This window comes from Bacillus cihuensis (genome assembly GCF_000504145.1).
Lineage (GTDB): Bacteria > Bacillota > Bacilli > Bacillales > DSM-1321 > Peribacillus > Peribacillus huizhouensis.
In genome coordinates, this window is record NZ_AYSD01000027.1 from 19,778 (window position 1) to 33,499 (window position 13,722).

The following is a 13,722-nucleotide window of genomic DNA, read 5'->3' on the forward strand; positions in this document are numbered from 1 at the left end:
CTTCACTTATAATCCCTTAGATTTTGCTTCCTCCCAATAGTGATCAAGCTCATTAAGCGTATAGTCAGCAAATTCTTTTCCTTCATTTTGAATACGCTCTTCAATATATGTAAAGCGGTTATAAAACTTCTGATTCGCTACATGTACTGCTTCTTCCGCTTGGATCCCATAAAAACGGGTAACATTTACAAGAGCAAAGAATAGATCACCCAATTCCATTCTTAGAGCTGCCTCATTTCCCTCTTGATCCATTTCCGCTTCTACTTCGATAATTTCTTCTTTAACCTTTTTCCAAGCTTCCGAAACTTCATTCCAATCAAAACCCACTTTTGCTGCTCGTTTTTGATATTCATGCGCACGAATTAAATTAGGTATTGATTTGCCAACATCATCTAGTAATGATTTATTAGTAATTCCCGCCTGTTCTTTTTCTTCCTTTTTGATTTGTTGCCAATTCTTTAAAACATCTTCTTCCCCGTTTACTACAATATCACCAAACACATGTGGATGGCGCCGAACCATTTTTGAAGATATTCCTTCTATCACATCTTCAATTGAAAACATTCCTTCATCTTCGCCAATTTGCGCGTGTAACAAGACTTGTAGGAGAATATCTCCTAATTCAGCTATGATTTCATCTTCATCTTGTTTATCAATGGCTTCAATTAATTCGTAGGTTTCTTCAATTAAATACTGTTTCAGACTTTCATGTGTTTGTTTTATATCCCAAGGACAACCATTTGGACCTCTTAATCGTGCAATAATTTGCCTGAAAGTAGAAAATTCTCGATATTGCTTGTCTATTTCTTTGACAGGTGGAATATATACACTCGTCAGATTACTTAGTTCCATTTCACGATCAAGCTCATAAAGGGGTAGTTTTTTTACCGATTCCGTTTTGCTGCCAGCTGCTGTAACAAGATAAACATCATGATCATCAGGCAATTTATCCATAAGCGTCAATTTAACATCCGATGCAATAAACTGATCATATACTTGTCCAATTATCATATGTTGACTGATTTGCAAATCATCTTTTTTAAGCGATGTCCCATCAAGCAGCTGGAATCCTTCAATTGGGTCAATCTTCACTGACTGAAACAATGCATCAAGAAAGCTTTGTCCTCCTTCTATTTTAACAGGGATTCCACATTTTGGACCCTTTTCAATTAGAATCTGCACCGTTTTTTCTGCTACCATTGGATGGCCTGGCACAGCATAGAGTACTGATTCTTTCCTTGCTTGCTTAAGCAATGTCTCAGCAATCTCCTCATAGACCTGACTAAAAGTATCATATTTTTCATAAACAGCATCAAAGCTGGTGAATGATACCCCTTCATTTATCAATTCATTTATAACAGGATGATCCATCGTGCGCACGAAACAGGAAGATGTACCTTTAAGTTTTTTATAAATGCCATATGGAAGCTGATCTAAATCACCTGCGCCAAGGCCAATTATTACAATATCGTTTACCATTTATTGATACTCCTCTTTATGTAAATATGTAACAAGCTTTTCTCCTAGTGGAAGAAGAAGGAGCTCATTCTTTGTAAATAGCCTGGTCTTAAGGATACTGTAAATAAACAAAGTTCCTCCAAGACTGACACCAGTTAGGGCTTGGACACTAGACATGAATCGACCTGATAGCTGGAAAAATTGAAAAAGCTGATTGTACACAATCAAAGTAACAACCATAGTAACCGTTGCCCCTATGATAATGTATACACTGGTTTTTTCAAATAAAGGCATACTAACTTTGGTTTGTAAAAAAATAGCTAGCAGTAGCGCCATCAATATGAAACAAAGAACGGTTGCGATAGCCGCTCCTTCTATCGAGTAATAAGGTACGAGAAGCTTATTAAGAATCCATTTGCATACAAGTCCAAAGCCTACCACCACAATTGGCGCCCATGTATGCCCCATACTTTGTAGAATGGCCGATTGGGCGATAATAACCGATGAAAACAGAATGGAGACCGCCAATATCGCAAGAGTACCAGAGCCTTTCATGTCAGTGAATAGCATGACGTTTACTGGTTTAATTAGGCAGATTAATCCACAAGAAGCTGCTATACCAACAGAGATGCTAAGTTTTAAAGTGAGCCTTATTTTGCTCATTAGCTCCTCATTATCCCTTTTTCTCATAGCGAGGGCGATGATTGGGATCATTGTCAGTGATACGGACGTGACAATAACCGTTCCAAGCTGGATGAGCGGCTGGCCACGATCGTATACTCCCTTCCACTCTTTTGCCTCGATAGCGCCAAAGCCAATTTCTTGCAATAGATTATACAATTGCAAAGAATCGACAAGCTGAATGAGCACCAAAATTAAACCTGTTATGCAAAATGAAAAACCTTGGAAGATTAGCGCTTTCATGATGAATGGGAATTTCCTCAGTCTCAAAGGTATTTTTTTTAGATTCGACCATTCCTTTCTTAAAATAATGAAGCCTAAAAGAATGAATAAACCAGTTAAGCCACCTGTTACAGAGCCAAAAACAGCACCTTTACCTGCTGTATATAGGCTATAACCATTTCGAATAAGTAAAAAAGATAGTAACAAGATTGTAGTGACTCTTATTAGTTGCTCTAGTACTTGAGACAAGGCAGTTGGAATCATATTTCCCTGCCCTTGATAATACCCCCTGATTACAGATGTAGCAGGCATTAGTAAAAAAGAAAATGCGATGATTTTCAAGAGTCCCGCTAACTGAGTATCCCCCATAACCCTTGCAATTGAATCAGCGAAAAAAAATAAACTACCAAACAATACTATGCCCAATGCCCCAAGTAGGGTCAACGAACTCATCAGTATTTCGTTAACAGAAAATCCTTCTTCCGATTCATCACGTTCTGCCAATAATTTTGATATAACTGCAGGAAACCCAAGGGTTGACAGTGTTAGGACAATTCCATAAAAAGGGTACACCTGTTGATAGATATAAAAACCTATATCCCCAGCAATGTTTTGATACGGAATACGATAAGCTGCACTTAATACCTTCACTATAAGACTGGCGATACTTAATATTAACGCCCCGCGGACAAGTTCTCTTGTTGTCTTTATAGGGTCTCCTACCATCTAAAGAACCCCTTCCACACATATGTGGTTGTATTATAGCATAAAGTGAAACTTCTATCAGTGGAGGGTTTGCTTCATCCTCCACTGATGGTTAGTTGAACCAATCGGGGTTTTACAGGCTGTTTTATCACTACACACTTCTCTCTATTTCTCCAACGAAAATGAAAGAGGGATTATTACAGCCTGTTAAACCGGGATAAAGTGAATCTTCCATCAGTGGAGGGTTTGCTTCATCCTCCACTGATGGTTAGTTGAACCAATCGGGGTTTTACAGGCTGTTTTATCACTACACACTTCTCTCTATTTCTCCAACGAAAATGAAAGAGGGATTATTACAGCCTGTTAAACCGGGATAAAGTGAATCTTCCATCAGTGGAGGGTTTTCTTCATCCTCCACTGATGGTTAGTTGAACCAATCGGGGTTTTACAGGCTGTTTTATCACTACACACTTCTCTCTATTTCTCCAACGAAAATGAAAGAGGGATTATTACAGCCTGTTAAACCGGGATAAAGTGAATCTTCCATCAGTGGAGGGTTTTCTTCATCCTCCACTGATGGTTAGTTGAACCGATCGGGGTTTTACAGGCTGTTTTATCACTACACACTTCTCTCTAATTCTCCAATGAAAATGAAAGAGGGATTATCACAGCCTGTTAAACCGGGATAAAGTGAAACTTCTATCAGTGGAGAGTCTCCTACCATTATTCGGGATAAACGAATCTTAATTGATAATTACAACTATCAATCCTTTTTTAGTCTTCAACATAAAAAGGACAGCTGCACGCTGTCCTTTTAGTATTTGTATAATGCCTGTCTTATATTATTGTTCCATTTGTCTAGCTAAGAAGCTTGCTGCTGTTTCTACCGCTTTATGTTCTACTTCTCCTAGCGTTTCTTCCTTAGAGAAGATCACAACAGCTCCAATTGGATCTCCATTAGCAACAATAGGGGATACTGTATAAGATTGTACTTCCTCATCATGGTTATCAACAAATGAAACTTGTGTCTTTGCTGTAATTAGCACTGAATTACGATCATCCATCGTTTTTTCAATAAAATCACTTACATTTTTATTTAAATAATCTTTTTTCGAACTTCCTGCAACTGTGATATATGTATCACGGTCACAAATTAATACAGGATTTCCTAAGCTATCGAACAATGCCTCTGCATATTCTTTTGCAAAGTCTCCTAATTCACTAATAGGTGAATATTTTTTTAAAATAACTTCTCCATCTCGGTCTACAAAGATTTCTAATGGATCTCCTTCACGAATACGCAAGGTCCTGCGAATTTCTTTTGGGATTACCACTCTTCCTAAATCATCAATTCGGCGAACTATACCTGTTGCTTTCATCTTATGTTGCCTCACTTTCATCAAAATTGATTTCCTAATAATGACTTCGTATTTAAGACAAAATCATTACCGACCTTGAATATAGTATTTTTCTTATGGAAAGTTCTATGCACTTTGAAAAATTTTTTCTTTATTTCCTTAGAAAATTACTTTTTTGTTGGTTTACCTATGGTACCAATTTATTTATTTATCGTTTGATTTTCTTTATTGACATGCTGTAGACCCTTCACAAGTTCGAATAATATACTTAACCATTTGTCATGGTCCATACCTTTTAAATGAAGCACTAGCTTCATTCGATTCCCTTCCATACCTAGCCCAACTGCTCGACCAAACTTCGAACTCAAATGAAATACTTTTTGTCCATCAATATTACTACTTTCCTTTTCAGAAATAAAAATCGTAATTTCCTGCTTCAATTGCTTAATGCTTTCAACAGACGCAAGACTTGCATACACTTTGATTTCTGAAATTAATAATAAATAGGCTACTTCAGGTGGATAATCCCCAAAACGATCGACGATTTCTTCTTTCAATTCATCTAAGTCTTCTAAGGTGGAGATGCCTCTAAATCTTTTATACATTTCAATCTTTAGATGACCATCAGAAATATACGAATCAGGGATATAAGCATCCACATCCACATCAATTTCAATTGTTGGTTTCTCTTCAACAGGTTTATCGTTCCTTTTTGCTTCGACAGCTTCTTTGAGCATTTCCGAGAATAAATCAAATCCAACAGAGTCAATGAAGCCGTGTTGCTGAGATCCTAACAAGTTTCCGGCTCCTCGAATTGATAAATCACGCATAGCGATTTTAAAACCTGAGCCTAGTTCTGTAAATTCTTTAATCGATTGAAGCCTCTTCTCAGCTACCTCCGTTAAGACCTTGTCCTTTCGATAGGTAAAAAATGCATAGGCGATCCGATTAGAACGCCCTACTCGGCCTCTTAGCTGATAAAGTTGAGAAAGCCCCATTCGATCAGCGTCATGTACAATTAATGTATTCACATTTGGAATATCAACACCGGTTTCAATAATTGTTGTACTGACTAGCACATCGTATTCTCCTTCTATGAAACCAAACATGACCGCTTCTAATTCTTGTTCTGTCATACGACCATGCGCATATGTGACTCGGGCATCAGGCACTAACATGGAAATTTCTTCTGCCTTTCTTGCAATATCCTCTACCCTATTGTATAGAAAATAAACCTGCCCTCCTCTTGCCATTTCTCTTTCAATAGCCTCGGTTACTAAAACACCGTTGTACTCCATTACATAGGTCTGAATCGGAAAACGATTCTCAGGTGGTGTTTCAATGACAGATAAATCCCTAACGCCGAGCATAGACATATGCAACGTCCTCGGAATAGGCGTAGCTGTTAACGTCAATACGTCTACATTTGTTTTTAGCTTTTTGATTTTCTCTTTATGAGTAACACCAAAACGTTGCTCTTCATCAATAATAAGTAATCCGAGATCACGATATTCAATATCTTTTGATAACAATCTGTGTGTTCCTACTACGATATCTATCGTACCCGCTTTCAGGCCTTTCATCGTTTCAATTTGTTGCTTTCTTGTTCGAAAACGGCTCATTAGTCCTATATTAATCGGATAGTCTTGGAACCGTTCACGAAGCGTCTCAAAATGCTGCTGGGCAAGAATTGTAGTTGGTACTAGAAAGGCCACTTGTTTTCCGTCCGCCATTGCTTTGAAGGCAGCGCGAATCGCCACTTCCGTCTTCCCATATCCCACATCGCCGCAAAGTAAACGATCCATCGGTCTTTCGCGCTCCATGTCTTTTTTTATCTCATGTATAGAGCGCAGCTGATCATCCGTTTCATTATATGCAAACGCACTCTCAAATTCACGTTGCAAGTCTCCATCTGGGGAGAAGGCATATCCTTTTGCTTCTTCTCGTTCTGCATAAAGTTTAATAAGATCATCTGCAATATCTTGAACAGAGGACTGAACTTTGTTTTTTACTCGCTTCCAATCGCTTCCGCCCAATTTATAAAGCTTCGGTTCCTTCCCTTCTGAGCCTACGTATTTCTGAACTAGATTAATTTGATCTACAGGTACATATAATTTATCATCCGCTTGATAGCGAAGATGCAAATAATCTTTATGAATGCCATTAATCGTAAGGGTCTCGATACCCAAATATTTACCGATTCCGTGATTCACATGAACCACATAGTCTCCCACGTTCAATTCTGAATAACTTTTTATCCTTTCAGCATTTGAAAGCTTTTGACGTCTTGCCGACTTTTTCGTTTTTTTATTAAATAATTCCTGCTCCGTAATCACCGCATATTTTTGAAGTGGTAATTCAAATCCCGTATTCAAACTGCCTTTAAGAATTTGAACCTTTCCCGGTAAAATCTTGCTCGAATCTGAAAGTTCCGCAGCATCGATATCATAATCTGCCAAAACACCTACTAGTTTTTTTACCCGTTCATCATCAGGACCTAAAATAACTACTGCATACTTCCCTTTTTTCCAACGTTCGATTTCAGCTTTAAAAACATTCATTTGTCCATGAAAATTTTGCATTTGCTTACATGTAAAATTCAAGATATTTTGCGGGTTTGTATGCGGTACATGGCGCAAAAACAACGATAAGTATATCAATTTCTGCCTTGATTGTGCGATAAGCTCGGGGAGCTTGTGCGAAATTTGAATATCATGTACTATTTGACCCGCTTCAAGCAAGCTTGTGTACCATTCCGCCTCTTCTTTTTCAAGTGTATCGTTAATTTCTTGAATTCGACTAATCTCATCTAGGATAATTAACCCATTACTCGGCATGTAATCTAGCAAACTAGTAGGTCTTTCATAAGCAAGACTTAAATATTTAAAGACTTGATCAGGTCTGTGCCCCGTTTTTAGCTGCTCTAACTCATGCGAGATCGTTTGCAGCATTTGTTCCTTAGCTTGATTATTTTTTATCTTCGTTAAACTTTTGCTTAATTTACTATCTAGCAACTCGATGATTCTTTCATAATGTTCAGACTCCAAGAGATTTTCAGTCACCGGGCCAATCTTTATATGGTCGAGTTTATTAAGTGAACGTTGATTCTCGAGCGAAAATGTCCGGATTGAATCAATTTCTGTATCAAATAATTCAATTCGAATTGGATTGGGCTCGGTTATCGGATAAATATCAATAATACCGCCTCTTAAGCTAAATTCGCCGGGCGATGAAACCATTTCTGATCTTGAATACCCCATAGTAATGAAAGTATGTAATAAGCTATCTAAATCAACATCTGTCCCTAATGAAAAGTGTAATTGATACTTCTGCCATAATTCTTTTGATGGCAACATTTTTCGCAAACCCGGAATTGGTACAATAACAACGCCTTTTTTTGCATATGACCAATAATTTAAAGCCTCTATGCGCTGGGCTCTTAGCTCAGGACTCGCGACACTCAACTCAGCGGCAATTAATTCGTTTGAAGGGTAGATAAACAACTCCTCTTCGGAAATAAAATTCACCAAATCTTCCTGAAGTTTTTGAGCCTGCAATAGATTATGTGTAACAACCAGTAATGGCCTTTCTGTTTCTTCATACAATGCTGCAATTAACATCGAGCGGGATGAACCTGATAATCCAGAAACTAATTGCTCCTTCAGTCCTTCATTGATCCCAGTTAGTAACGAATGGACTTCATTATGTTTAGTGAATAAATTTTGTAAACCATTCATCTCACCTTCTCCTCCCTTTTCTGACTATTTTACTGCCTATATATATTCCATTATTTATTGATTCAAAGGCTCTGATAAACTTGCCTGTTGATTGGAAGGTAAGGTGTTCGCTTTCCGCTGGCGGTCCGGGAGCTTCCTCAGGGCTGTGCGCCTGTGGGGTCTCCCTTTGACTCGCTTTTCTTAGCAGGAGTATCACACCTTCTGTTCCAATCAACATAGTGCCAAAATCAATAATGAGCTTTAACATAGCCAATTCAAAAATACTGAAACGGAAAAATGCTTTGGATTTCGATCCAAAGCTTACTTCCGCTTAATGAATTATATAATCATTTTGATGCAAGTCAGGGTTCTTTTGCAATGCTTCGTGGCAATCTTCGCAAATTGCTTTCACATGTACATTCCCCACTGAATCATAAGCAATCATATCTTGCCGTTCCTCATCATTAAGTTGGGTAAGACCCAGCTGCTCTGAATGTAGTATAGTTTCACTTAACGTTCCTATCTTAGTGCCACAATGCCTACATGTGTAATGGAGAGCCATTAACTAACCCCCTAATTTAGAAAGATTACCCTTATTATTGGCCTAAATAGGGGGATAATATTCAGCCTCCAAAACTTTTTTAGCATTATGATTGATTATACTCATTCATAACTTGTAAGAATGGGGACTTCAACCATTCCTCACATGCAAGGGCGCTTTTTTCAATTGTCTCTCCAATCTTTGTCCACTCTTCTTCGGTAAATCGACCCAATACATAGTCAGACACAGGAATTCTTCCCTCTGGTCGACCGATACCGACTCTGATTCGGTTGAACTCTTGTATACCTAGGTGAGCAATTGTTGATTTAATTCCATTATGTCCACCTGCACTGCCCTTTTGACGCAAGCGAATTCTACCAACAGGCAAATCTAAATCATCATATAGTATGACTAAATCCTCTACCTCAAGTTTAAAGAAAGTCATAACAGCCGAAATGGACTCTCCTGATAAATTCATATATGTTAGTGGCTTTAGCAACAAGACCTTTTCACCATTTACCGAACCGATTCCATAAACCCCTTTATGCTTTGCTTGATCTAAAGGAATCGACCACTTTTTCGAAAGCTCATCTATTACTTCAAACCCAATATTATGTCTTGTTTTCTCGTATTGTCTGCCAGGATTCCCTAGCCCAACGATCAATTTCATGATTCACACTCCATTTATCCCGCATTAACGGAAGTCAAATCCCCCACCTTAAGGCTTAGAAGAATCGAAGAAGCGTAGGTGGGGAATAAACTGCGTAAAAGCCTCATTGGTTCAACTAACAATGGGGGATGAAGACCTCCCCACACTGATTGAAGTTTCACTTTTATTAGAATCATCCATGAGCATCTGCTTTAAAGCCCACCGATGAAAAAGGTTCAGGTTCTAAAAACTGAATTATCTTATGTAGATGGCGGTGTCGCGCTGATTTTGCGAAGCCCCACCCCTTTTCCACAGAAAAAAAGGTCACCAGCTTTTAATTACAATACATTAAATTTTTAAACATCCTATGAAAATCTTACCTCATCTCTACATATAGTTGCAAGCAGTATAAGATTTAACATCATGGATGAGCTTTTCTATACAATAATAAAAAGGACGCAACCTTCAACGGTTACGTCTATTATATCATGTTCAGAATGTTTGATATGCAAGAATCCTGTCGAACAACTTTCGACATGTAAGGAACTCTTATCCTTTAGATTCAGGCGAAGCTTTTGTTTCACGACCTTCTTGGTTTTCAGGAATACCTCCATCTTGCTGCTCACCTGTATTGATTTCCTCTTCATGGCGTGGAGCAAGGACTGATGCAATAACTTCTTCATCTTCATGGTTAAATGTAATCCTATAATTATCTTTTACATCTCCTACTGTTACAACATCACCAACCGCTAAATTTGTTACATCTACATCGATAGCTTCAGGGATATCATTCGGCTTAGCGGTAATCGTCAATTCATGAACAGCTTGTTGTAACACACCGCCATCTTTAACACCCGTAGAGTCTCCTACAAGATTAACTCTGACATGTGTCTGCAGTTCAGTAGACATATTTACAATAAGAAAATCAGCATGATAAATACTACTTTTAAGTGGGTCTTGTTGATAGTCTGTAAGCATGACATTTTTCTTTTGACCTTCAACATCTAAAGAAATAATTCCATTTCTCCCGACCTCTTTAATTGTTTTAAAGAAGTCTCCGCCGTTAATTGAGATTGCTGTGCTTTCATTGTTGTTACCGTACACAACTGCAGGAATTTCGCCACTCAATCTTAATTGACGTAATATGGACCCTTGAGATTTTACTCGCTCTTTCGCTACTAATACATTACTCATATATCTCATTCCACCTTTCTAATCAAAACTCATAGTTCCTCTCTATAAAAATTGCCCTTAATTTGAAACTTCTAAACATTTTTTTGAAAACATAAAAAAAACAGCAAGGAAATAATAAACTGAACCCTTAGATTGGATAAAGGAAAAACACCTCTTATGTCATATAGATAAAACTATATGACATAAGAGGTGTTTTTTTATGGAGACAAGAGTGCATTATCCAGCCGAAATAAAATGGGAAGCTATAAAAATGGTCATTCTTCTACCGAATTAGTGAAGTACTAGGTATTAAAAGTAGTAACCAAGTAAGGATATGGATACAGTGGTATAGGAATGGAGAAACTCATAGGCTTGAACGGCCCGTGGAAAAAAATACATTTTAATAAAGGGATAGGTAAACTCACAGAAATAGTGAAAGAATATATTAATTAATTTAACATGAAAGAACCCAAATAAAACTAAATAACCAGCCCCCGATTAAATATCGAGAACTGGCTACGGCATAAATGCATTTTTTCTGAATCCCATATATGGAGCTCAGACTATAATCTCTGCTATTTTTTTATTAATCAAATAAAGTACTAACAGATTGTTCTTCATGAACACGGATAATTGCTTCCGCAATTAATGGAGCCACTGATAATTGTACAACTTTATCTATTTTTTTCTCTTCACATAAAGCAATAGAGTTAGTTACAGCCAATTCTTTGATTTTTGAATTTTTGATTCTATCAATAGCAGGTCCCGATAAAACTGGGTGTGTACAACACGCATACACTTCTGTCGCCCCATTTTCAACAAGAGCGTTAGCAGCTAAAGTAATTGTACCCGCTGTATCGATAATATCATCAATTAGAATTGCCGTTTTCCCTTCAATGTTCCCGACAATATTCATAATCTCTGCCACATTTGGACGTGGACGGCGTTTGTCGATAATAGCAATTGGAGCTTTTAAGCGATCTGCCAACTTACGGGCACGCGTAACCCCACCGTGGTCTGGAGAGACAACGACAACATCTTTCAAATTTTTACCCTCAAAGTAATCGGCTAAAATAGGTACAGCCTGCATGTGGTCAATCAAAATGTCAAAGAATCCTTGGATTTGTGGAGCATGCAGATCTAATGCAATTACACGGTGCGCCCCAGCCGTTTCTAATAAATTAGCTACAAGCTTAGCTGTAATAGGTTCACGAGCACGCGCTTTACGATCCTGACGAGCATATCCATAATATGGCATAACGATATTAATTGTTTTTGCAGAGGCACGTTTCAAAGCATCAATCATAATCAATACTTCCATCAAGTGCTCATTCACAGGATCACTTGTTGATTGGATTACATAGACATCACAACCACGGATGCTTTCCTCGATATTAATATGAATTTCACCATCACTAAAATGAGTAACAGAGCATTTACCCAGCTCTACGCCAATCACTTCTGCAATTTCTTCCGCTAAACCAAGGTTTGAATTTAAAGAAAAAACTTTTAAATTTGGATCTAAATACTGATTTGACATGATGACCTCCACAGGTTATTTATTAAATTTCAGATTCTTAATATAATCTTCTTTATTAACTTGACGAGCACGAGCAATGGACAAGGCATTCCCTGGTACATCCGAAGTAATCGTAGACCCAGCAGCAACATATGCGCCTTTTCCTACAGTTACAGGTGCCACCAAATTAGAATTACAGCCTATAAAGACTTCATCTTCAATTTTGGTTAAGTGTTTATTATAACCATCGTAATTAACTGTAATGGAACCACAGCCTATATTTACATCTTCTCCAACTTCAGCATCTCCAATGTAACTTAGATGTGATGCTTTGCTTCCCTTACCAAAAACTGTTTTCTTAATCTCAACAAAGTTGCCGATTTTCACTTCATCCTTAATATCCGATTGTGGACGGATATGCGCAAAGGGACCTATATTAACATGATCACCAATGCTACTGTCAGAAGCTACTGATTGTCTCAAAATTGAGCTGTTACCTATATGACAATTATCAATTTCTGTATGAGGTCCAATGATACAATCGCTCCCGATCATACTGTTTCCTTTAATGATCGATCCTGGGTAAATGATAGTATCTGAGCCAATTGTAATATCTGCTTCTATATACGTATTTTCAGGGTCAATAATAGTCACACCACTTCGCATATGGCCTTCATTAATACGCTGACGCATCAACTTCTCTGCTTGTGACAAAGCAACTCGATCATTGACACCCATCGTCTCATTAAAATCTTCCGTTTGATAAGCCGTAACAACCTCTCCTTGAGATTTTAAAATTTCAATGACATCCGGAAGGTAATATTCACCTTGTGAATTATCATTAGACACTTTTTGTAAGGCTGTAAATAAAGCTTTGTTATCAAAACAATACGTACCCGTATTAATTTCCTTCACATTTCGTTCTAAATCATTCGCATCTTTATGCTCCACAATTTTCTCAACAAGACCCGCTTCATTTCGAATAATACGACCGTACCCATCTGGGTTTGTCGCTAGGGCTGTCAGAATACTCGCTTTTGCATTCGTTTCTTCATGAATCTTCATCAAGGCTTCCATGGTGTCCGCTTTAATTAACGGTGTATCTCCACAAACAACAATGGTCGTTCCGTCCTTTTCACCCAGCATATGATCAGCTTGCATCACAGCATGAGCCGTCCCTAACTGTTCTGCTTGCAAGGCATACACACATGCAGAACCAAGCTGTTCCTGAACCTTTTCCGCTCCATGTCCAGTAACAGTTACAATCTCTTCTATTTGTAATTGACTAACCTGATCCACAACATGTTGGACCATTGGTTTGCCACATACAGGATGCAAGACTTTGTATAGTTTAGATTTCATTCTGGTACCTTGTCCTGCCGCCAAAATGACTGCATAGCGATTCATCATAACAGGCCTCCATCTTTACCTTTTTATCCATTAAAAATATTATCTTAAATAGGTATAGTTTTCAACAAGAAAAGCAGAAGCGCAACTTTCCTATCTCATTGCTTCTATGACATATCCTACTCTCCCAGCGACTTCATCAAATTATACACACCTTGCAAAGCCAGAATAATGCCCCTATTGCAGCTTGACTTCACTATGCGCATCCCTTTTGAAGATTAACGCACGGTATCATGTTTAAGGATATTCTATATTTCATAAGTTTGAGTACCAAATCAACTTGCTCAATTGGT

9 protein-coding genes are annotated in these 13,722 nt (G+C 37.9%); all 9 read right to left on the reverse strand.

Features of this window, described 5'->3' with window-relative positions; all coding sequences use genetic code 11:
• Positions 1-6: 6 nt before the first annotated feature.
• The 9 genes from yabN to glmU all read right to left on the reverse strand — a co-directional run bounded on the left by yabN (position 7) and on the right by glmU (position 13,432).
• Positions 7-1,479 (reverse strand): bifunctional methyltransferase/pyrophosphohydrolase YabN, encoded by a 1,473-nt coding sequence (yabN, locus tag V179_RS0104725; RefSeq protein WP_028390512.1) that lies wholly within the window; start codon positions 1,477-1,479, stop codon positions 7-9.
• Positions 1,480-3,087 (reverse strand): putative polysaccharide biosynthesis protein, encoded by a 1,608-nt coding sequence (locus V179_RS0104730; RefSeq protein WP_051404838.1) that lies wholly within the window; start codon positions 3,085-3,087, stop codon positions 1,480-1,482.
• Between the two features lie 821 nt (positions 3,088-3,908).
• Positions 3,909-4,445, reverse strand: coding sequence for a stage V sporulation protein T (gene spoVT / locus V179_RS0104735; RefSeq protein WP_028390514.1), 537 nt, complete (start codon positions 4,443-4,445; stop codon positions 3,909-3,911).
• 179 nt (positions 4,446-4,624) lie between these two features.
• Positions 4,625-8,161: a transcription-repair coupling factor gene (gene mfd, locus V179_RS0104740; protein WP_028390515.1), complete on the reverse strand. Its 3,537-nt coding sequence runs from the start codon at positions 8,159-8,161 to the stop codon at positions 4,625-4,627.
• Positions 8,162-8,471: 310 nt separating this feature from the next.
• On the reverse strand, positions 8,472-8,702 hold the full coding sequence (locus tag V179_RS0104750) for an anti-sigma-F factor Fin family protein (protein WP_028390516.1): 231 nt from the start codon (positions 8,700-8,702) through the stop codon (positions 8,472-8,474).
• Between the two features lie 85 nt (positions 8,703-8,787).
• The gene (gene pth / locus V179_RS0104755) at positions 8,788-9,351 is read right to left on the reverse strand and encodes an aminoacyl-tRNA hydrolase (protein WP_028390517.1); all 564 of its coding nucleotides are present in this window, start codon (positions 9,349-9,351) and stop codon (positions 8,788-8,790) included.
• 528 nt (positions 9,352-9,879) lie between these two features.
• The gene (locus V179_RS0104760; RefSeq protein WP_028390518.1) at positions 9,880-10,524 is read right to left on the reverse strand and encodes a 50S ribosomal protein L25/general stress protein Ctc; all 645 of its coding nucleotides are present in this window, start codon (positions 10,522-10,524) and stop codon (positions 9,880-9,882) included.
• A 565-nt stretch (positions 10,525-11,089) separates the two neighbouring features.
• Positions 11,090-12,043 (reverse strand): ribose-phosphate diphosphokinase, encoded by a 954-nt coding sequence (locus V179_RS0104765; RefSeq protein ID WP_028390519.1) that lies wholly within the window; start codon positions 12,041-12,043, stop codon positions 11,090-11,092.
• Positions 12,044-12,058: 15 nt separating this feature from the next.
• The gene (gene glmU / locus V179_RS0104770) at positions 12,059-13,432 is read right to left on the reverse strand and encodes a bifunctional UDP-N-acetylglucosamine diphosphorylase/glucosamine-1-phosphate N-acetyltransferase GlmU (RefSeq protein ID WP_028390520.1); all 1,374 of its coding nucleotides are present in this window, start codon (positions 13,430-13,432) and stop codon (positions 12,059-12,061) included.
• Positions 13,433-13,722 lie beyond the last annotated feature (290 nt).